The sequence below is a fragment of the Thermomonas sp. LB-4 genome, from assembly GCF_036409385.1.
Taxonomy (GTDB): domain Bacteria; phylum Pseudomonadota; class Gammaproteobacteria; order Xanthomonadales; family Xanthomonadaceae; genus Thermomonas.
Map to the genome: position 1 here is coordinate 105,297 of NZ_JAXOFT010000002.1, position 21,132 is coordinate 126,428.

18 protein-coding genes are annotated in these 21,132 nt (G+C 68.0%); 12 read left to right on the forward strand and 6 right to left on the reverse strand.

Annotation, left to right across the window (positions count from 1 at the left end; translation table 11 throughout):
* Window positions 1-100 precede the first annotated feature (100 nt).
* Window positions 101-595, forward strand: a complete 495-nt coding sequence (locus SPK54_RS02270; RefSeq protein WP_330946308.1) for a peptidylprolyl isomerase — start codon at window positions 101-103, stop codon at window positions 593-595.
* 81 nt (window positions 596-676) lie between these two features.
* Here SPK54_RS02270 and SPK54_RS02275 read toward each other — a convergent pair whose 3' ends face one another.
* Window positions 677-1,339 (reverse strand): hypothetical protein, encoded by a 663-nt coding sequence (locus tag SPK54_RS02275; protein ID WP_330946309.1) that lies wholly within the window; start codon window positions 1,337-1,339, stop codon window positions 677-679.
* Between the two features lie 126 nt (window positions 1,340-1,465).
* Here SPK54_RS02275 and SPK54_RS02280 point away from each other — a divergent pair, with 126 nt between their 5' ends.
* The 5 genes from SPK54_RS02280 (at window position 1,466) to prpC (ending at window position 7,251) form a co-directional block, all read left to right on the forward strand.
* Window positions 1,466-2,665 (forward strand): pyridoxal phosphate-dependent aminotransferase, encoded by a 1,200-nt coding sequence (locus SPK54_RS02280; RefSeq protein ID WP_330946310.1) that lies wholly within the window; start codon window positions 1,466-1,468, stop codon window positions 2,663-2,665.
* Between the two features lie 76 nt (window positions 2,666-2,741).
* On the forward strand, window positions 2,742-3,725 hold the full coding sequence (locus SPK54_RS02285; protein WP_330946311.1) for a malate dehydrogenase: 984 nt from the start codon (window positions 2,742-2,744) through the stop codon (window positions 3,723-3,725).
* 102 nt (window positions 3,726-3,827) lie between these two features.
* Window positions 3,828-5,060, forward strand: a complete 1,233-nt coding sequence (locus SPK54_RS02290) for a sensor domain-containing diguanylate cyclase (protein WP_330946312.1) — start codon at window positions 3,828-3,830, stop codon at window positions 5,058-5,060.
* A gap of 42 nt (window positions 5,061-5,102) precedes the next feature.
* Window positions 5,103-5,984: a methylisocitrate lyase gene (gene prpB / locus SPK54_RS02295; protein ID WP_330946313.1), complete on the forward strand. Its 882-nt coding sequence runs from the start codon at window positions 5,103-5,105 to the stop codon at window positions 5,982-5,984.
* Window positions 5,985-6,099: 115 nt separating this feature from the next.
* Entirely contained in the window at window positions 6,100-7,251 is a 1,152-nt protein-coding gene (gene prpC, locus SPK54_RS02300; RefSeq protein ID WP_330946314.1) for a 2-methylcitrate synthase, read from the forward strand.
* A 67-nt stretch (window positions 7,252-7,318) separates the two neighbouring features.
* On the opposite strand, the gene SPK54_RS02305 is transcribed toward prpC, so the two are convergent.
* The 3 genes from SPK54_RS02305 to SPK54_RS02315 form a co-directional block, all read right to left on the reverse strand.
* Window positions 7,319-7,930, reverse strand: a complete 612-nt coding sequence (locus tag SPK54_RS02305; RefSeq protein ID WP_330946315.1) for a glutathione S-transferase N-terminal domain-containing protein — start codon at window positions 7,928-7,930, stop codon at window positions 7,319-7,321.
* A gap of 93 nt (window positions 7,931-8,023) precedes the next feature.
* The gene (locus SPK54_RS02310; RefSeq protein ID WP_330946316.1) at window positions 8,024-8,485 is read right to left on the reverse strand and encodes a cell wall hydrolase; all 462 of its coding nucleotides are present in this window, start codon (window positions 8,483-8,485) and stop codon (window positions 8,024-8,026) included.
* Window positions 8,486-8,774: 289 nt separating this feature from the next.
* Window positions 8,775-10,793 (reverse strand): NADPH-dependent 2,4-dienoyl-CoA reductase, encoded by a 2,019-nt coding sequence (locus SPK54_RS02315; RefSeq protein ID WP_330946317.1) that lies wholly within the window; start codon window positions 10,791-10,793, stop codon window positions 8,775-8,777.
* Between the two features lie 216 nt (window positions 10,794-11,009).
* Between SPK54_RS02315 and SPK54_RS02320 the strand changes: the two genes are divergently transcribed.
* The 3 genes from SPK54_RS02320 to SPK54_RS02330 all read left to right on the forward strand — a co-directional run bounded on the left by SPK54_RS02320 (window position 11,010) and on the right by SPK54_RS02330 (window position 13,461).
* On the forward strand, window positions 11,010-12,089 hold the full coding sequence (locus tag SPK54_RS02320; RefSeq protein WP_330946318.1) for an OmpA family protein: 1,080 nt from the start codon (window positions 11,010-11,012) through the stop codon (window positions 12,087-12,089).
* A 138-nt stretch (window positions 12,090-12,227) separates the two neighbouring features.
* The gene (locus SPK54_RS02325; RefSeq protein WP_330946319.1) at window positions 12,228-12,725 is read left to right on the forward strand and encodes a hypothetical protein; all 498 of its coding nucleotides are present in this window, start codon (window positions 12,228-12,230) and stop codon (window positions 12,723-12,725) included.
* 16 nt (window positions 12,726-12,741) lie between these two features.
* Entirely contained in the window at window positions 12,742-13,461 is a 720-nt protein-coding gene (locus tag SPK54_RS02330) for a pseudouridine synthase (RefSeq protein ID WP_330946320.1), read from the forward strand.
* Window positions 13,462-13,464: 3 nt separating this feature from the next.
* Here the strand turns inward: SPK54_RS02330 and kbl are convergent, their stop codons facing one another.
* Entirely contained in the window at window positions 13,465-14,670 is a 1,206-nt protein-coding gene (kbl, locus tag SPK54_RS02335; RefSeq protein WP_330946321.1) for a glycine C-acetyltransferase, read from the reverse strand.
* 148 nt (window positions 14,671-14,818) lie between these two features.
* Between kbl and SPK54_RS02340 the strand changes: the two genes are divergently transcribed.
* Window positions 14,819-15,523: a TorF family putative porin gene (locus SPK54_RS02340; protein WP_330946322.1), complete on the forward strand. Its 705-nt coding sequence runs from the start codon at window positions 14,819-14,821 to the stop codon at window positions 15,521-15,523.
* 63 nt (window positions 15,524-15,586) lie between these two features.
* Here SPK54_RS02340 and tdh read toward each other — a convergent pair whose 3' ends face one another.
* Complete coding sequence (gene tdh / locus SPK54_RS02345) at window positions 15,587-16,609, reverse strand: L-threonine 3-dehydrogenase (RefSeq protein WP_330946492.1); 1,023 nt, start codon at window positions 16,607-16,609, stop codon at window positions 15,587-15,589.
* A 152-nt stretch (window positions 16,610-16,761) separates the two neighbouring features.
* Between tdh and SPK54_RS02350 the strand changes: the two genes are divergently transcribed.
* Together SPK54_RS02350 and SPK54_RS02355 are read left to right on the forward strand one after the other, a co-directional pair.
* Window positions 16,762-18,912, forward strand: a complete 2,151-nt coding sequence (locus SPK54_RS02350; protein WP_330946323.1) for a S46 family peptidase — start codon at window positions 16,762-16,764, stop codon at window positions 18,910-18,912.
* Between the two features lie 124 nt (window positions 18,913-19,036).
* Complete coding sequence (locus SPK54_RS02355) at window positions 19,037-21,130, forward strand: S46 family peptidase (protein WP_330946493.1); 2,094 nt, start codon at window positions 19,037-19,039, stop codon at window positions 21,128-21,130.
* Window positions 21,131-21,132: the final 2 nt, after the last annotated feature.

The window sequence follows — 21,132 nt, forward strand, 5'->3', positions numbered from 1 at the left end:
GGATACCGTCTACGAGACGGCAGGGCGCGGCAATGACGGATGGGAAGCCGGCTATTATATAGGGTTCATGTGCCCGTCCGGGCATCCGGAGATGAACAGAATGAGCCTGATCGCCAATTTCGACACCGACCGCGGCCTGATCAAGGTCGAGCTGGCCGCCGACAAAGCCCCGCTGACGGTGGCCAATTTCGTCAACCTGGCCAAGCGCGGCTTCTACGACGGCCTGAATTTCCACCGCGTGATCGCCGATTTCATGATCCAGGGCGGCTGCCCCGAAGGCTCCGGCCGCGGCGGCCCGGGCTACCGCTTCGAGGACGAGGCCAACAACGGCCTTGGCCATGAGCGCGGCGTGCTGTCGATGGCCAATGCCGGGCCGAACACCAACGGCAGCCAGTTCTTCATCACCCACGTGCCCTGCGGCTGGCTGGACGGCAAGCACACCGTGTTCGGCAAGGTGATCGAGGGCATCGAGGTGGTCGATGCCGTCCAGCAGGGCGACGTGATCAAGTCGGTGAAGATCGAAGGCGACGCCGACGCCGCGCTGGCCGCAAGGGCCGACCGCGTGGCCGAATGGAACAAGATCTTGGCGGCCTGACCGCCGGTTGCCCGCGGCGTGGCGGCGCCGGCGTCACGCCGCTGCCGCGACGCGGGCGCAGCGCGGCCTTGCCGGTCAGGGTCAATGCCGGGCGGCAGGCGCCGGGCCATGCAGTCCCGCCAACAGCGTCGCCGCGACGCGACGCGCGCCTTCGAGGGTACGCAGGTCGCCTTGCGGCCCCGACGTCCGGTTTCGCCACACCACCTGTCCGGAGCGCAGCTCCACCAGCCATGCCTCCGCTTCCTGGGTGTCGCCGCCCATATCGCCGCCCACCAGCAGGCGCCCCGCCGCGTGCAAGGCGGCGCGGCCGCGGGTGGCATGGCTGCCGCGCAGATGGGTGAACAGCCCGTAGTCGGCGCCGGTGGCGCGCGACATCTGCGTCATCTCCGCCCGCACTGAAGCTGTCCGGGCGTCGTCAGCGGCGGCAGGCACCGCCGTTGCGGTCGCGTGCAGGCCACCGCCCGGCCCGCCCGAAGCGACCGGTCCGTGATCGACGGTGGCGATGGCCTGCCGGCCCAGCACTTCGCGGGCTGCCTGCGCGTACAGCAGGCGCGCAGCCGCGCCCCATTCGACGCGCGGAATCGCGGTGCCGTCGGAGCGCAGCTCGGCCAGCGCGATGTCCGCCTCCACCAAGGCAATGCGGCCGCGCACCTCGAATGCCGCGGCAGTGGGGCCGGTCCGCTCCAGCGCCCTCGGGGCGCAGCCCGAAAGCAGTGCCGCCAGCAGCAGCGGGAACAGCCGCAAGTACCGGGGCGACGCCGTTTGCGCGGGTTGGGCGGCCCTGGGCCGGGTGGGGTGCTGTGCTAACATCACGGGGCTCATTCCAACGTCCATTGCCGCGTCCGCGGCCATTTCCCGAGGTTCCCCACGATGCCTCAGCTCGCCCGGCGCATGAGTCGCGCCAAGCCCAGCGTCATCATGCAGGTCGCCGAAAAGGCCAAGCGCCTCAAGGCTGACGGCCGCGACATCATCAGCTTCTCCATCGGCGTACCGAACTTCCTGCCCGGCCCGCACGTGTACGAAGCCGCGCGCCAGGCGGTGGACAAGGATAGCGGCCAGTACGGCAGCAACCGCGGCCCGGATGCGCTGCTGGACGCCCTGCTGCAGCACGTCGAGCATATCGGCCTGACCGGCTACACCCGCGCCAACTGCGCGACCGGCATCGGCGCCAAGCACGTGATCTACAACCTGGCCGAGGCGCTGCTGGACGAGGGCGACACCATCGCCTTCCCGGCACCGTACTGGACCAGCTACGTCGACATCGCCGAGATCGTCAACGCGAAGATCCAGCTGCTGCCGTGCCCGGCCAGCCAGAACTACAAGCTGACCCCCCAGCAGCTCGACGAGGCGCTGGCTTCTAAGCCGAAGGTGTTCCTGTTCAACAACCCGTCCAATCCGACGGGCATGGTGTACACGAAGGACGAGGTGGTCGCGTTGGCCGACGTGCTGGTGAAGCACCCGGACACCTGGATCATCGCCGACGACATCTACAACCGCATGCTGTTCGACGGGCTGGAGTACTACAACTTCGTGCTCGCCCGTCCCGAGTTGCGCGACCGCGTGATCTTCCTCGACTCGCTGTCCAAGACCTACGGCATGCCGGGCTGGCGCCTGGGCTTCATGGTCGGGCCGGAGGCGGTGGCCAAGGCGCTGGTGACGCTGAACTCCAACCACATCACCAACGTGCCGGAGGTGGTCAATGCCGCCGGCATCGCCGCGCTGACCGGCCCGCAGGACGTGCCCGAGCAGAAGCGCGTGGAGTTCCAGGCCAAGCGCGACCAGGTCATGGCGGTGATGGACGCCATCCCCGGCGTGGTCTGCCCGCGCCCGCAGGGCGCGTTCTACGTGTTCCCGGACATCAGCTGCGCGTTCGGCAAGTCGCACAACGGCGTGAAGATCGAAAACGACGTCGACTTCTGCAACGCACTGCTGGAAGCCAAGGGCGTGGCCTGCGTGCCGGGCTCGGCGTTCGGCGAGCCGAAGGCGCTGCGCATCAGCTACACCTGCCCGACGCCGCAGCTGGCCCCCGGCCTGGCGCGTTTCCAGGAGTTCTTCGCCGAGCTGGCCTGAGGCGGCGTGTTCCGCCTCGCCATCCCCATGAATCGCTAGACGGCGGGCCGTGCCCGCCCCACAGGAGCCCCCACAGATGAAGACCCCCGTTCGAGTTGCCGTCACCGGCGCCGCCGGCCAGATCGGCTACGCCCTGCTGTTCCGCATCGCCTCCGGCGAGATGCTGGGCAAGGACCAGCCGGTCATCCTGCAGATGCTGGAGCTGCCGCTGGACAAGGCCCAGGCCGCGCTGCGCGGCGTGATGATGGAGCTGGAGGACTGCGCGTTCCCGCTGCTGGCCGGCATGGTCGGCACCGACGATCCGGAAGTCGCGTTCAAGGACGCCGACTACGCCCTGCTGGTCGGCGCGCGTCCGCGCGGCCCGGGCATGGAGCGCAAGGACCTGCTGCTGGAGAACGCCAAGATCTTCACCGCCCAGGGCGCCGCGCTGAACAAGGTGGCCAGCCGCAACGTGAAGGTGCTGGTGGTCGGCAACCCGGCCAATACCAATGCCTACATCGCGATGAAGTCGGCGCCGGACCTGCCGGCGAAGAACTTCACCGCGATGCTGCGCCTGGACCACAACCGCGCGCTGTCGCAGCTGGCCAACAAGGCCGGCGTGGCCGTGGCCGACATCGAGAAGCTGGTGGTGTGGGGCAACCACAGCCCGACCATGTACCCGGACTACCGCTTCGCCACCGTCAACGGCGCCTCGCTGAAGGACAGGATCAACGACGCCGACTGGAACGCCAACACCTTCATCCCGACCGTCGGCAAGCGCGGCGCCGCCATCATCGAGGCGCGCGGCCTGTCCTCGGCCGCCTCGGCCGCCAACGCCGCCATTGACCACATGCGCGACTGGGCGCTGGGCACCAACGGCAAGTGGGTGACCATGGGCGTGCCGTCCGACGGCAGCTACGGCATCCCGGAGGGCGTGATGTACGGCGTGCCGGTGACCTGCGCCAACGGCGAGTACACCCGCGTGGAAGGCCTGCCGGTGGACGAGTTCAGCCGCGCCGCGATGGACAAGACCTTGGCCGAACTGGAGGAAGAGCGCGCGGGCGTCGCCCACCTGCTCTGAACCGATAGCGGGCCACGCGGTGCGAGGGAAGGCGGCCTTCGGGCCGCCTTTTCCATGCCTGGGGTGCTTGCATGTATCGGCCGGACGGCGTTTAGTAGCGCCATGGGGGAGAACAAGGTCGGACCGGACGCGCCTGCGGCGCAGGGGCGCCACCCGCTGCTGAAGCTGGCGGCGAACCGGGCGCTGCTGATTGCGCTGGTCTATCTGCTGCTGGGCATGCTGTGGATCCTGGGGTCGGACCGTTTGGTCGAGGCAATGTTCCAGGATCCGGTGCACGTCTCGTACGCGCAGACCTGGAAGGGCTGGCTCTACGTGTGCATCACCGCCCTCCTGCTGTACGCCGTGCTCCATCGGCTGCTGTGCAGCGAGGCGGCCCAGGCGCTGCGCCAGCGCCAGCAGCGCGATGACCTGGACCTGCTCAACCAGTTCCGCGAGAGCATCATCGACAACGCCAACATCTGGATCAACGTGCTGGACGCTGGCGCGCGGGTCACGGTGTGGAACAAGGCCGCCGAGCAGATCAGCGGTTACCGGCGCGAGGAGGTGGTTGGCCGCGACGTCGTGTGGGACTGGCTGTACCCGGACGAGGCTTATCGCGACGACATCGCGCGGCGGGTGCGCACCATTCTCGACGATGGCGCCGAAGTTGAAGGCTTCGAAACCCGCATCCGGTGCAAGGACGGCCAGGTCAGGACGATGGCCTGGAACCAGCGGCGATTTTTCAGCGAGAGCGGCGGGATCGGCTCGATCACGATCGGCCAGGATGTCACCGAACGCAAGCGCCTGCAGGACGAGCTGGAGCGGATGGCGGTGCACGATCCGCTCACCGGCCTGCTGAATCGCCGCGAATTCGAGGACCGGGCGTCGCAGCTGTTGGCGGCCTGCGCGCGCGAGGGCAGTCCCTGCTGCCTGCTGTGGGTGGACATCGATGACTTCAAATCGGTCAACGACCGGTTCGGCCATCAGGTGGGCGACGAGGTCCTGCTTGGCGTCGCCGGAGCGATGCGCGCGGCGGTCGGCGGAAGGGGCATCACTGCGCGCTGCGGTGGCGACGAGCTGGTGGTGGCGTTGCCGGGCTTGGCGCTGGACGCGGCTTGCGCGGTGGCGGAGGCGATCCGGCGGCAGGTGGAGGCAGCCGCGCTGCTGGCCGCCCATGCCAAAGGCGCGGCGCTGACCGTCAGCATCGGTGCGGCCGAGCGGACCGGCGACAGCGGGGGGCTGGCGGCCTTGGCGAGCGCCGCGGACCACGCGATGTACCGGGCCAAGGCGGCCGGGCGCAACCGCGTCTGCCGCGTCGCCGATGCGGTCGATCCCGGGGCGACGCCGGGCGGGTAAGCGGGACGGCTTGGGCTAAAATGGCCTTTTGCCGGAGTTCGCATGAGCCAAGTCTCCGCAGGCGCCCGTTTCCGGGCCGCCGTCCAGGAAGAAGCCCCCCTGCAGGTCATGGGCGCGATTACCGCATACGCCGGCCTGATGGCCAAGCGCATCGGCTACAAGGCCTTGTACCTGTCCGGCGGCGGCGTGGCCGCCAATTCGCTGGGCATGCCGGACCTCGGCATCAGCACCATGGAAGACGTGCTGACCGATGCGCGCCGCATCGTGGATGCCACGGGGATGCCCCTGCTGGTCGACATCGACACCGGTTGGGGCGGGGCGTTCAACATCGGACGCACCATCCGCAGTTTCGAGCGCATCGGCGTGGCCGCCGTGCACATGGAGGACCAGGTCGGGCAGAAGCGCTGCGGCCACCGTCCCGGCAAGGAAGTGGTGCCGAAGGAGGAGATGGTCGACCGGGTCAAGGCGGCGGTGGATGCGCGCCTTGATCCCGGCTTCGTGATCATGGCGCGCACCGATGCAGCGGCGGTGGAGGGCATCGACAGCGCGATCGAGCGCGCCGTGGCCTACGTCGAAGCCGGCGCCGACATGATCTTCCCCGAGGCGATGAAGACGCTGGACGACTACCGCAAGTTCAAGGCGGCGGTGAAGGTGCCGATCCTGGCCAACCTCACCGAGTTCGGCAGCACGCCGTTCTTCACCACCGACGAGCTGCGCGATGCCGGCGTGGACATGGCGCTGTACTGCTGCGGCGCGTACCGCGCGATGAACAAGGCAGCGCTCAATTTCTACGAAACGGTGCGCCGCGAGGGCACCCAGAAGAACATCATCGACACCCTGCAGACGCGCGCCGAACTGTACGACTTCCTGGGCTACCACGCCTACGAAGACAAGCTCGATACGCTGTTCGCGTCGAAGAAGTAACCGCGCCCGTCGTTTCCGCGAAAGCGGGAATCCGGCATTTGATCTTCAGAGAACGGCAGGCGCTGGATTCCCGCTTTCGCGGGACGACGGCGAAGGCAATTGCGAGGAGGCAAGCATGAGCGAACAAACCACCCCCGGCTTCAAGCCGAAGAAATCCGTCGCCCTGAGCGGTACCGCCGCCGGCAACACCGCGCTGTGCACCGTCGGCCGCAGCGGCAACGACCTGCACTACCGCGGCTACGACATCCTGGACCTCGCCACCACCAGCGAGTTCGAGGAAATCGCCCACCTGCTGGTGCACGGCAAGCTGCCGAACCGGGCCGAGCTGCGCGCCTACAAGGCCAAGCTGAAGGCACTGCGCGGCATCCCGGCCGCGGTCAAGGCGGCGCTGGAGGAGCTGCCGCCGTCGGCCCACCCGATGGACGTGATGCGCACCGGCGTGTCGGTGCTGGGCTGCGTGTCGCCGGAGAAGGACGACCACAACCATCCCGGCGCGCGCGACATCGCCGACAAGCTGATGGCCAGCCTCGGTTCGATGCTGCTGTACTGGTACCACTACAGCCACAACGGCCGGATCATCGATGTCGAAACCGATGACGACAGCATCGGCGGCCACTTCCTGCACCTGCTGCACGGCGAGCCGCCGCCGGAGTCGTGGGTGCGGGCGATGCACACCTCGCTGATCCTGTACGCCGAACACGAGTTCAACGCCTCCACCTTCACCTGCCGCGTCATCGCCGGCACCGGCAGCGACATGCATTCCTGCATCGCCGGCGGCATCGGCGCGCTGCGCGGACCCAAGCATGGCGGTGCCAACGAGGTCGCCTTCGAAATCCAGAAGCGTTACGAGACGCCGGACGAGGCGGAGGCCGACATCAAGGCCCGGGTGGAGCGCAAGGAGGTGGTGATCGGTTTCGGCCACCCGGTCTACACCGTGTCCGATCCGCGCAACAAGGTGATCAAGCAGGTTGCGAAGGACCTGTCGGAAGAGCAGGGCAACATGAAGATGTACGACATCGCCGAGCGCCTGGAGTCGGTGATGTGGGACATCAAGAAGATGTTCCCCAACCTCGACTGGTTCAGCGCGGTCAGCTATCACATGATGGGCGTGCCCACCGCGATGTTCACCCCGCTGTTCGTGATCGCCCGCGCCAGCGGCTGGAGCGCCCACATCATCGAGCAGCGCATCGACGGCAAGATCATCCGCCCGTCGGCCAACTACACCGGGCCGGAAGACCGCAGCTTCGTGCCGATCGACCGGCGCTGAGAGGGGTGCTGTTCACGAAGAAGGCCGCGTATGTACGCGGCCTTTTTTGTCGCCGGGTGATGGCGGCTCAGAGCAGGCCTTCGGCTTTCATCGCCGCCTGCACGCCGGGGTCGGCGGCCATGCGCGCGTCGAAGCGGGCGAGGTTGTCCAGGCCGGACAGGTCCACCCCGGTCTTCTTGGCCCACTGCGTCACCACGAACAGGTAGGGGTCGGCGATCGAGCGGGAATCGGCCAACCAGTCGCGGCCCGCCAGCCTGGTATCGGCGCGCTCGAACAGTCCGCGCAGCTGCTTGCGGGCGGCGAGGTGCGACTTCTCGATCAGCGCCGGATCTTCAAGATAGGCGGTGGCGCCGAACAGCGGCTTGAATGCGGGATGCAGGTCGGCATTGACGAAGGCCAGCCAGCGGTTGACCTCGGCGCGGCTCTCCGGGGTGCCGTCGCCGCACAGGCCGGCTTCGGGGAAGCGGTCGGTCAGGTAGTGCAGGATCGCGGAGTTCTGGGTCAGCACCCAGTCGCCGACCTGCAGCGCCGGCACCGCGCCGGCCGGATTGATGGCGCGGAATTCCGGCGTGTTGCGCTGCTCGCGGGTGACCAACTGCACTTCGAACGGCGCGCCGATCCAGTGCAGGACGATGTGGTCGGTGAGCGAGCAGGCACCGGGAGAGGAATAGAGCTTCATCGCATGGCTTCCTGAGCAAAGGTCGCCACTATCGGCAATCGCCGCTGGCGCGTCGATGCCGGCACGCGCAACGCTGCGTGCCGTCCGCGTCGGTCAGCCGCGCTTGGCGGGACGCAGGCTCTGCACTCTATAGAAGGTGTGGTCGCCGATGGTCGCCACCTGGAAGGCGCTGTTCCAGCTCGGGCTGGCGATGGCGTGGGCGGCGAAATGGCTGGCGCCGGGGACCACCAGTTTGCGCTGGTTGCGCGGCAGCGCCCAGTTGCGTTCGGACTCCAGCGCGACGCCCACCGCTTCCGACCAGGCCTGGATGTTGGACAGGCGGGTCTGCGGCGAGACGATGGTGGGGGCGAACTGCTTGCGTGCGGTCACCACCTGGCACAGGTTGTGACCCCACAGGCCACTGTCGCGCCGGCGCAATGCGACCTCGGCCACGGCCTGCTGGCCAAGGACGGACTGGTCGCGCGCTTCCAGGTAGACGGTGGTGGACAGGCACAGCGAATCTGCGGCCGGCTGCGGCAACACGTGCGACAGCCAGAGTATCCACGCCAGTTTCATGTCGGACTCCTTGCTCCGTTGCGGCGCAGGGCGGGCATCGTGTGTCGCGGATGCCGCACGCCTGCGTCATGGCGTACTGGGGAGGGCGGCTGCTCTATGGCGGCCTTTGCCCGGGCGCGCCGTCCCGTCAATGGGTTCGGGCGGCGTGCCGGTTCACCTGACAATCACGCAACAGGGCAGTGGGTCAGGCCAAAAGTTGGCGCAAGGTAGGGGGTGATTCCCCAACGTTGGCTGAATGGGGGGTGGCCGATCCGTGACGGAATCGGGGTTTCCGCGGGGCGCGGCGACCTCAGAGCGAGGCCGCCAAGCGGCTGCCTTCGTCGATGGCACGCTTGGCGTCCAGCTCGGCGGCGAGTTTGGCGCCGCCGATGAGGTGCGGCTTGCGCCCCCGCGCCAGCAGTGCGTCGAATAGTGCGCGGCGCGGCTCCTGCCCCGCGCAGACCACCACGTGGTCGACCGGCAGGATCTGGTTGCTGCCATCCACGCGGATGTGCAGGCCCTCGTCGTCCACCCCCGCGTACTCCACGCCGCCCAGCATCTTGACCGCCTTGGCCTTGAGGGTGGCGCGGTGGATCCACCCGGTGGTCTTGCCCAGCCGCGCCCCCGGCTTGCCGGGCGAGCGCTGCAGCAGCCAGATTTGCCGGGCCGGGGGTTCCGGGTGCGGCCGCGCCAGTCCCCCCGGCGCGGTGAAGGTCGGATCCACGCCCCATTCGGCCATCCAGCGCGCGGGCGCCAGCGTCGGGGAACCACCGGCCTGCGCCAGGAATTCGGCGACGTCGAAGCCAATGCCGCCGGCACCGATGATCGCCACCTTGCCGCCCACCTCGACCCGACCCTCCAGCACATCCAGATAACTGACGACCTTGGCGTGGTCGGCGCCGGCGAGCTTCACCGCGCGCGGGGTGACCCCGGTGGCGACCACCACTTCGTCGAACCCGTCCAGCGCCTCCGCGTCCACGCGAGTGTTCAGGCGCAAGTCCACCCCGGTTTCCTCGATCCGGTGGCGGAAATAGCGCAGCGGTTCGTGGAACTCCTCCTTGCCCGGGATGCGCTTGGCCAGATTGAACTGGCCGCCGATCTCGCTGGCCGCATCGAACAGGGTGACGCGATGGCCCCGGCCGGCGGCCTCGGTGGCGCAGGCCAGGCCGGCGGGCCCGGCACCCACGACTGCGACGGTCTTCGGCGCTCCCGTCCGGGTGAAGTTCAGCTCGGTTTCCGCGCAGGCGCGAGGATTGACCAGGCAGCTGGCGCGCTTGTTCTCGAACACGTGGTCCAGGCAGGCCTGGTTGCAGGCGATGCAGGTATTGATGGCGTCGCTGCGGCCAGCGCGCGCCTTGTTCACCCACTGCGGATCCGCCAGCAGCGGGCGGGCCATCGAGACCATGTCGGCGTGGCCGGCGGCCAGCACGGCCTCAGCCACGTCGGGCATGTTGATGCGGTTGCTTGCCACCAGCGGCACCGAGACATGGGGCTTCAGCTTGGCCGTGACGGCAGTGAATGCCGCGCGCGGCACCGAGGTGGCGATGGTCGGGATGCGCGCCTCGTGCCAGCCGATGCCGCTGTTGAGGATGGTGGCGCCGGCGGCTTCCACCGCTTTGGCCTGGGCGACGATGGCGCCCCAGTCGTTGCCGCCTTCGACCAGGTCGAGCAGCGACAGCCGGTAGATGAGGATGAAATCAGGCCCGCAGGCTTCGCGCACCCGCCGCACGATTTCCACCGCGAAGCGCATCCGCCGATCGGCGTCTCCGCCCCAGGCGTCGTCGCGGTGGTTCACCCGGGGCGTGGTGAATTCGTTCAGCAGATACCCTTCCGACCCCATGATCTCGACGCCGTCGTAGCCGGCATCGCGCGCCAGCATCGCTGCCGTCGCGAAGTCGCGGATCTGGCGTTCGATACCGCGCGCCGACAGCGCGCGCGGGGTGAAGGGATTGATTGCCGATTTCAAGCGCGACGGCGCCACCGACAGAGGATGGTAGGCATAGCGGCCTGCATGCAGCAGCTGCAGGCAGAGTTTGCCGCCGTGGGCATGCACTGCCGAGGTGACCTGGCGGTGCCTGCGCACGTGCCAGGGCAGGGACAGTCGTCCCGCGAACGGCTTGAGCCAGCCCACGATGTTGGGTGCAAATCCGCCCGTGACCATCAGCCCGACGCCACCCTGGGCACGTTCGGCGAAGTACGCGGCCAGCTTCGGGAAATCGCCGGCGCGGTCCTCGAGCCCGGTGTGCATCGAGCCCATCAGGACGCGGTTGCGCAGGGTGGTGAAGCCCAGATCGAGCGGGGCGAGCAGATGCGGAAAGGGGGTCGTCATCGCGAAAGCATACCGTCAGGTATGGTGGACTGCATGCGCAGCGCGATGCGGCCGGCATCGGGGGTGCATACTTTGCAGGCGTTTACCGTTATGTTAGTGTTAACGCGGCTTTCACGTGCCCGGCTGTAACGTGCGCCCAGCGCCGGAACTGCCGTTTGGAGCAAGCGCTTTTAAATTCCGCGTCACGGTTTCTTTCACTGAATCAAGGAGCTGAACATGAACAAGAAACTCCTCTGCGCCGCCCTTCTGGGTGGTCTGGGTCTGGCGCAGGCTGCGTCTGCCCAGGAGTTCGACGATCGCTGGTACGTTTCCGGATCCACCGGTGTCAATTTCCAGGATTCCGATCGCGGCACTGAAGATGCCCTCTTCGGTACCATCGGCTTCGGCAAGTTCCTCACCCAGCGCTTCTCGCTGGAAACCGAGCTGAACTACCAGAACCCGGACCAGACCAGCAATCCGAACCTGTGGTGGAGCCAGTACGGCGTTTCGCTGGACGGCCGCTACCACTTCCGCAATGCCGACTCCAAGTGGTGGCCCTACCTGCGCGGCGGCCTGGGCTGGCAGCGTCATGAAGAAGAGTTCGTGATTCCCTCGCCGACCTCGCCGGCGGATCACAAGGATTCGAACCTCGCCGTCAACCTGGGCGCCGGCCTGCAGTTCGACTTCGGCCGCCTGGATCTGCGCACCGAGATCGGCACCCGCGTCGATTTCGACGATCAGCAGGCCCGCGTCGGCAAGCAGCAGAACCAGTTTACCGATCTGCTGGCCTCGGTCGGCCTGACCATCGCCCTCGGCCCGGAGCCGGTGGCCCCGGTCGCGCCGGCACCGGCGCCGCAGCAGACCTGCGCTGATCTGGATGACGACGGCGACGGCGTCAACAACTGCAACGACAAGTGCCCGGGTTCGCAGGCCGGCCAGACCATCGGTCCGGACGGCTGCCCGGTGCCGGTCTCGATCGACCTGAAGGGCGTGAACTTCGATTTCGACAAGTCGACCCTGCGTCCTGACGCGGTGGCGATCCTCAACGAGGCCGTCGAGATCCTGAAGCGCTATCCGGAGCTGAAGGTTGAAGTCGCCGGCCACACCGACCAGTGCGGTACCGATACCTACAACCAGAGCCTGTCCGAGCGTCGCGCCAAGGCGGTCTATGACTACCTGACCAGCAACGGCGTGGACGCCGGCCGCATGTCCGGTCCGACCGGCTACGGCGAGAGCCGTCCGCTGGAAGACAAGGGCCAGACCCTGCCGGGCTGCAAGAGCGAAACCAACCGCCGCACCGAGCTGAACAGCCTGTAATCCCGGCTGTCGTTCATGAGGCAGCGAAGCCCGGCCCAGTGCCGGGCTTCGTTTTTTTGTGGCGGCGGTGCGGCGTTGAATTGCGGTTAGCCGCAGGCAGCGCCTACACTGTCGCGGTCCGTCGGGGAGTCCGTTGCCATGTCGTCCATGTTCCGCACCTGTGTGCTGTCCTTGCTCGCCGCTCCGGGGCTCGCGCAGGCGGCTGGGGACGTCTGCTCGACCAGCGTCATCTCCGCCGAGCCGGTTCGTCCGACCGTGATTTCCGCCGTCGCCTCCGAGTTCGCTCCGGCCATCACCCAGCTGGGCGGTGCCAGCGGCGTGCTGGCGCAGTCGTTCGACGAGGCGCTGTCGGTGGACAACGTGCTGGCGCGGATCCGCGTGGATGGTTGCCGGGCGATGGCGAAGGCCACCCAGCCAGGCGCAGCGGGCCTCGATCCGGCCGCGTACAAGCCGCAGACCGCGTTCGACAACACGCCGTGGCGGTTCAACATGACCCAGAACGGCAAGCGCATGACCGCCGATGAGTTCGACGCGTGGATGAAGTCCCGCGGCGTGCGCGTGGTCGGGCGCAAGGATGCCGCCGAGGTCGCTGCTCCCGAACCTGCGCCCGCCGTGGAAGGCAAGTCGGCCAACTGATCGGCCGCTGCCGCCGATGGGCGCGCGGCATGGATTGGCACGCGTGCTGTCCAAGCGCGGCCTGTGTTCGCGCAGCCAGGCAGAACGACTGGTCCGCGCGGGTTGCGTGCGGCTTGACGGCCGGGTCGTGCGGGATCCCGAGCATCCCACCGACGTGGCCGCGGCACGCCTCGAGATCGAGGGCCTGGCGGTTGCGCCGGCAGCGCCGCGCTATCTGATGCTCAACAAGCCGCGTGGGCTGGTCACCACCGCGCAGGACGAACGCGGCCGGGACACGGTGTACCGCTGCTTCGAGGGCGCTGACCTGGGCTGGATCGCCCCCGTCGGCCGCCTCGACAAGGCCAGCGAGGGCCTGTTGCTGTTCACCAGCGATCCGCAGTGGGCGGCCGGCATCACCGATCCGGCGCGAGGCCCCGAGAAGACCTATCACGTCCAGGTGGACCGCATTCCCGATGCGGCCATGCTGTCGGGCGCGCAATCCGGCGTGGTCGTGGACGGCGAGCTGCTGCGGGCTGCCTCCGCCAGGTTGCTGCGTGCCGGTGCCAGGAACGCCTGGCTGGAGATCGTGCTGGACGAGGGCCGCAACCGCCAGATCCGCCGCCTGCTGGCGGCGTTCGGTATCGGCGTGCTGCGGCTGGTGCGGGTGGCGATCGGGCCGCTGGCCCTCGGCACCTTGCCGAAAGGCCAGTGGCGCGAATTGAGCGCGGAGGAGGTGGCCGCGCTGCGCGGCGGCTGAGCCTCAGGCCTTCAGCACGCCCAGTTCCTGACCGATGCGGATGAAGGCGTCGATGGCGCGGTCGAGGTGCTCGCGGGTGTGCGCGGCCGAGATCTGCGTGCGGATGCGCGCCTGGCCCTTGGGCACCACCGGGAAGAAGAAGCCGATCGCGTAGATGCCTTCCTCCAGCAGCCGCTCCGCGAAGCGCTGCGCCAGCGGCGCGTCGTACAGCATCACCGGCGAAATGGCATGCACGCCGGGCTTGATCTCGAAGCCGGCGGCGGTCATGCGCTGGCGGAAGTAGGCGGTGTTCTCGCGCAGGCGCTCGCGCAGCTCGCCGGCGGAGGAGAGCATCTCGAACGCCTTGATGCCGGCGGCCACCACGTGCGGCGGCAAGGAGTTGGAGAACAGGTACGGCCGCGAGCGCTGGCGCAGCAGCTCGATCACTTCCTTCCTCGCCGTGGTGAAGCCGCCGAGCGCGCCGCCCATGGCCTTGCCGAGGGTGCCGGTGAAGATGTCGATCCTGTCCATCACGCCCTTGACCTCCGCGCTGCCGCGGCCGCTGGCGCCCAGGAAGCCGGTGGCGTGGCATTCGTCGATGTGCACCAAGGCGCCGTACTTCGCGGCCAGCGCGGTGATTTCGTCCAGCGGCGCGATGAACCCGTCCATCGAGAACACGCCGTCGGTGGTGATCATGATGGTGCGCGCGCCGTCGGCCTTGGCCTGCTGCAGCTGCTTCTCGAGGTCCGCCATGTCGCAGTTGGCGTAGCGGTAGCGCCTGGCCTTGCACAGGCGCACGCCGTCGATGATCGAGGCGTGGTTGAGCGCATCGGAGATGATCGCGTCCTGCTCGCCCAGCAGCGGCTCGAACAGGCCGCCGTTGGCGTCGAAGCAGGCGGCGTAGAGGATGGTGTCCTCGGTGCCGAAGAAGTCGGCGATGGTCTGCTCCAGCTGCTTGTGCAGGTCCTGGGTGCCGCAGATGAAGCGCACGCTGGCCATGCCGAAGCCGTGGGTGTCCAGCGCGTCCTTGGCGGCGGCGATCACGTCCGGATGGTCGGCCAGGCCGAGGTAGTTGTTGGCGCAGAAGTTCAGCACCTTGCGGCCGTCCGCCAGCTCGATTTCCGCCGACTGCGGCGAAGTGATGATGCGTTCGGACTTGAACAGCCCCTGCGCGCGGATGTTGTCCAGTTCCTCGGCGTAGTGCCGGGTCAGCGAAGGGGCGTTGGTCATGGCGTGGTCGTTGCGGTTCGGGGAGGGCTACAGATTCTAGCCGGCGGCCGTTATTGCATCAGGTGCGGCGGCCGTCCCCGGCAGATCTTCGCGCCGGGATTGAACGTTAAAATGTCGTAATTCCAGTGACCCACTGCCAGAGCTTCCCATGACCCTATTCCGCCGCCCGCTCGCCCTTGCCCTCTTGCTGCTGTCCGTGCCGTTCGCCGCCAGCGCGGGCGAGGACGATGCGCCTGCTTCGTCCGTCAGCTGGGACGTCAGCGCGGTGTCCGACTACCTGTTCCGCGGCGCCTCGCAGACCGACGAGAAGGCGACCGTGCAGGGCAGCCTGACCTGGACCTCGGCCTCCGGGCTGTACGTGGGCAGCTTCGCCTCCGGCGTGGATTTCGGCGAAGACAGCCCGGAAATCGAGGTGGATTACTTCGTCGGCTACGGTTTCGACGCCTCCGACAAGGTCAACATCGACATCGCGCTCAACCGCTACACCTACCCGGGTGCCAGCGAGATGGCCTACAACGAGCTGATCACCACCGCCACCATCGCCGAAAACTGGGCGCTGAGCGTGGGCTACACGAATGATGTCTGGGGCAGCGGCACCAGCGGCTGGTACTACGGCGTAAGCCGCGACTGGGCACTGCCGAACGAGATCACTCTGTCCGCCAGCGTCGGTCGCAGCGTGTTCGCCGATGCAGAGGTCGCAGCGGACTACACCGACTGGGGCGTGGGCATTGGCCGCAGCTTCGGGCCCGCCGAAGTTTCGCTGGGCTATTACGGCGTCGACGGCAAGGGGCGCGACAACTTCGGCCAGCTGGCCGACAGCCGCTTGCTGCTGACGGTGAAGTTCGCGCGCTGAAGCGGGGCCGCGAACGAAAAAAGGCGCCGTGAGGCGCCTTTTTCGTTGGGGCGGCGTGCGCCTTCAATACCAGCTCAGCACCACCTTGCCGGCCTTGCCCGCTTCCATCAGGTCGAAGCCCTTCTGGAAGTCGTCCACCGGCAGCTGGTGCGTCAGCACCTTGCCCAGCGGGAAGCCGGATAGCACCAGCTGGGTCATCTTGTACCAGGTCTCGTACATCTTGCGGCCGTAGATGCCCTGCACGGTCAGGCCCTTGAAGATGATCTTGTCCCAGTCGCAGCCGGCGCCCTTGGGCATGATCCCGAGCATGGCGATCTTGCCGCCGTGGTACATGCAGTCGAGCATGTCGTTGAAGGCGCGCGGGTTGCCGCTCATCTCCAGGCCGACGTCGAAGCCTTCCATGTGCAGGTCGGCCATCACGTCCTTGAGCGAGGTGTTGGCGACGTTGACCACGCGGGTGGCGCCCATGTCGGCCGCCAGCTTCAGGCGGTAGTCGTTGACGTCGGTGACCACCACGTTGCGCGCGCCGATGTGCTTGCAGATGCCGGCAGCAATGATCCCGATCGGGCCTGCGCCGGTGATCAGCACGTCCTCGCCGATCACGTCGAACTCCAGCGCGCAGTGCGCGGCGTTGCCGTAGGGGTCGAAGAACGCGGCCAATTCCGAGGGGATCTGGTCGGGGATCGGCCACAGGTTGCTGGCCGGCATGGTCATGTATTCGGCGAATGCCCCGTTGCGGTTCACGCCGATGCCCAGCGTGTTCGGGCACAGGTGCGGGCGGCCGCCGCGGCAGTTGCGGCAATGTCCGCAGACGATATGGCCCTCGGCCGAGACGCGCTGGCCCACTTCGTAGCCGGTCACCGCCGACCCGAGTTGGGCGATGCGGCCGACGAACTCGTGGCCGATGGTCAGGCCCGGCTGGATGGTGCGCTGGCTCCAGTCGTCCCACAGGTAGATGTGCAGGTCGGTGCCGCAGATCGCGGTCTTCTCCAGCTTGATCAGGACCTCGTTCGGGCCCGGCACCGGCACCGGCACCTGTTCCATCCAGATGCCCTTGGCGGCTTCGCGCTTGACCAGCGCGCGCATCGTGTTCGCTTGCGTCATGTCCATGACCGGTCGGGATAAGACCGCCATTTTACCGCCGTTCCCGCCTGCGGCCGGGGCCTGACCATGGTCATGGGTCGGCGCCCGGCCGGGATGGTCTAATAGGGGTTTGCCGTTCACCGGAGTGCCGACCCATGCGCAAACGCACCTTGTCCGCCGCCCTGGCCCTGATCCTGGCCGGCGGTGCCGCCCATGCCGACGAAGGCATGTGGATGCCATCGCAGCTGCCGCAGCTGGCTGCCCAGCTGCAGGCTGCCGGCTTCAAGGGCGATCCCGCCCGCTTGGCCGATGTGACGAAGCCGCCGCTGTCGGCGGTGGTGTCGCTGGGCGGCTGCACCGCCAGCTTCGTCTCGCCGGAGGGCCTGGTGGTGACCAACCACCATTGCGCGATGGGCGCGATCCAGCTCAACTCCACCCCCGAGAAGAACCTGATCCAGGACGGCTTCATCGCCGCCACCAGCGCCGACGAAGTCTCCGCCGGCCCGGCCTCGCGGGTCTGGGTCACGGTGGGCTTCGACAAGATCACCGACCGCATCCTTGCCGACGCCAAAGGCAAGACCGGGCGCGCCTACTTTGATGCGGTCGATTCCGCGAAGAAGGCCGCGGTGGCGCAGTGCGAGGCCGATGCCGGCCATCGCTGCAGCGTCGCCGACATGTACTACGGCAGCGACTTCTACCTGATCAAGCAGCTGGAGCTGAAGGACATCCGCCTCGTCTACGCGCCGCCGCGCGCGATCGGCAACTACGGCGACGAGATCGACAACTTCATGTGGCCGCGCCACACCGGCGACTTCACGTTCTACCGCGCCTACGTCGGCAAGGACGGCAAGCCGGCCACCTACAGCAAGGACAACGTGCCCTACGCGCCGCCGGCGCACCTGACCGTGTCCACCGCGCCGGTGAAGGCGGGTGATTTCGCGATGGTGGCCGGTTATCCGGGGCGCACCTTCCGCCACCGTACCGCGACCGAGTTCGCCGGCCAGATCGACTGGCTGCTGCCGACCCGCGTGGCGATGTACGACGGCCTGATCGATACCGTCGAGCAGGCCAGCGCCGGCAGCAAGGCGAAGCAGGTGGCATATGCCTCCGCGGTCGCCGGCTACAAGAACACCCTCAAGCGCGCACAGGGAGAACTGGAAGGCCTGCGCCGCAGCGACGCGGTGCGGGTGCGCCGCGCCGACGAGGCGGCGATGCTGGCGTGGCTGGGCAAGCAGCCGGGCAGCAAGGCCAGCCTGGCCGGCATCCGCGCGATGCAGGGGGAACTGGATGCCGATGACGCCAACCGCGAGCGCGACTTCATCCTGCCGTTCCTGCGTCCCGGCCTGCTGGGCGCGGCCACGCAGTTGCAGCGCCTCGCGCTGGAGCGCGGCAAGCCGGATGCGCAGCGCGAGAGCGGCTACCAGCAGCGCGACGAGGCGCTGATCGAAGGTGGCCTCAAGCAGCTGCAGCGCCGCTATGACCCGGAGGTGGAGAAGGCCACCCTGCGTTATGCGCTCAAGCGCTATTTCGCACTGCCCGCCGGACAGCGCGTGGCCGAGTTCGATGCGGTGTTCGGTGCCAACGAGACCGAAGCCGCGCAGCGCCTCGACGCGCTGTACGCCGGCACGAAGCTGGGCGACGAGGCCACCCGGCTGGCCGCGCTGAAGCTTGACGCCGCCGCTCTGTCTGCATCGGACGACGCGCTGCTCAAGGCCGCCGCCACCCTGCAGCCGGCGCTGCTGCGTCTGGAAGCCGAAGCCAAGCAGCGCGCCGGCGAACTGCTGCGGTTGCGCCCGGCCTACATGCAGGCGCTGATCGGCTACCGCGATTCGCAGGGCAGGGCGGTCTATCCGGACGCCAATTCCACCCTGCGCATCAGCTATGGAAAGGTCAGCCCGCTGTCGCCGCGCGATGGCATGGACTACCGCCCGCTGACCACGGTGGCCGGCATCGTCGAGAAGAACACCGGCGTCGAGCCGTTCGATGCGCCGAAGCCGCTGCTGGACGCGATCGCCAAGGGCGATTTCGGCAGCACCGCCGATCCCGAGCTGAAGACCCAGACCGTCGACTTCATGACCAATCTCGACACCACCGGCGGCAATTCCGGTTCGCCGGTGCTGGACGCCGAGGGCAAGCTGATCGGCCTGAACTTCGACAGCAACTGGGAAGCGGTCAGCGCCAGCTGGATGTTCGACCCGCGCTACAAGCGCGCGATCCACGTGGACATGCGCTACCTGCGCTGGCTGCTGGCCAAGGTCTATCAGGCCCCGCACCTGCTGCAGGAAATGAATCTGCCGGCCGAGTAAGCCGATCCCCCGCGTTCCCCCGATGCAATCACCAAGGACATCAATGATGCGCAAGACCCTCCTCGCCGCGGCCGTCGCCGCCGCCACCGCCAGCCTCGCACCGGTCGTGCATGCCGACGAAGGCATGTGGGTGCCGCAGCAGCTGCCGGAAATCGCCGGCCCGCTGAAGAAGGCCGGCCTGAAGCTGGACCCGAAGCAGCTGGCCGACCTCACCGGCGACCCGATGGGCGCGGTGGTGTCGCTGGGCGGCTGCACCGCCAGCTTCGTCTCCCCGCAGGGCCTGGTGGCGACCAACCACCACTGCGCCTACGGCGCGATCCAGCTGAACTCCACCGCCGAGAAGAACCTGATCCGCGACGGCTTCAACCCCGCCGCCCCGGCGGATGAACTCTCGGCGGGTCCGAACGCGCGCATCTACGTGCTCGAGGACATCACCGACGTCACCGCGCAGGCCAAGGCCGCGATGGCGGCGGCGGGCAGCGACCCGGTCGCCCGCGCCGACGCGCTGGAAGCTTTCGAGAAGCAGACCACCAGCGCCTGCGAGGCCGATGCCGGCTACCGCTGCCGCGTCTACAGCTTCATGGGCGGCAACACCTACCGCCTGTTCAAGAACCTCGAGATCAAGGACGTGCGCCTGGCCTATGCGCCGCCCGGCAGTGTCGGCAAGTTCGGCGGCGACATCGACAACTGGATGTGGCCGCGCCACACCGGCGATTTCGCGTTCTACCGCGCCTACGTGGGCAAGGACGGCAAGCCGGCCGCGTTCTCGAAGGACAACGTGCCCTACCAGCCGAAGCACTGGCTGAAGATCGCCGACAAGCCGCTGGGCGCGGGCGACTTCGTGATGGTGGCCGGCTACCCGGGCCGCACCGACCGCTACGCGCTGGCGGCGGAGTTCGAGAACACCCAGGCCTGGCGCTACCCGGCAATTTCCAAGGCGTTCAAGGACCAGATCGCGCTGGTCGAGGCGGCGGGCAAGGACAACCCCGACATCGCGGTGAAGTACGCCGCCACCATGGCCGGCTGGAACAACACCAGCAAGAACTTCGATGGCCAGCTGGAAGGCTTCGCCCGCAACGACGTGCTGGGCTTCAAGCGCCGCGAGGAAGCGGCGGTGCTGGGCTGGCTGCGGGCGCAGGGCGAGGCCGGCAAGCCGGCGCTGGCCGCGCATGCCACGCTGGTGAAACTGGTGGACGACGCCAAGCGCACCCAGGAGCGCGACCTGGTGCTGGGCAGCTTCAACCGCAGCGGCGTGCTGGGCACCGCGGTCAGCCTGTACCGCCTCGCCATCGAGAAGCAGAAGCCCGATGCCGAGCGCGAGTCCGGTTACCAGCAGCGCGACCTGCCGGTGATCGAGGGCGGCCTGAAGCAGATGGAGCGCCGCTACGTGCCGGCGATGGACCGCCAGCTGCAGCAGTACTGGCTGGACCGCTACGTGGCGCTGCCGGCGGAGCAGCACATCGCTGCCGTCGACGGATGGCTGGGCGGCAGCGACAAGGCCGCCGCCGACAAGGCGCTGGCGCGCCTGGACGGCAGCAAGCTGGGCAGCCTGGACGAGCGCCTCAAGTGGTTCAACGCCGACAAGGCCGCGTTCGAGGCCAGCAGCGATCCCGCCATCCAGTACGCGGTGGCGGTGATGCCGACCCTGATGGAGATGGAGACGAAGTCGAAGGCCGTCTACGGCACCGCACTGCAGGCGCGCCCGCTGTACCTGCAGGCGATGGCCGACTACAAGAAGAGCAAGGGCGAAGCGGTGTATCCGGACGCCAACTCCTCGCTGCGGATCACCTTCGGCACCGTCAAGGGCTACACCAAGCTGGACGGCAGCGTGCAGCAGCCGTTCACACTGCTGGAGCAGGTGGCAGCGAAGGAAACCGGCAAGGATCCCTTCGACAACCCGAAGGCGCTGCTCGACGCCGTCGCCGCCAAGCGCTACGGCGGCCTGGCCGACAAGCGCCTGGGCACGGTGCCGGTGAACTTCCTGTCCGACCTCGACATCACCGGCGGCAATTCCGGTTCGCCGGTGCTCGACGCGCAGGGCAAGCTGGTCGGCCTGGCCTTCGACGGCATCCAGGAAGCCGTGGCCAGCAACTGGGTGTTCGAGCCGGTGATGACGCGCATGATTTCGGTGGACCAGCGCTACATGCGCTGGATCATGCAGGAAGTCATGCCGGCGCCGCAGCTGCTGCAGGAACTGGGCGTGGCGCCGAAGAAGTAAGC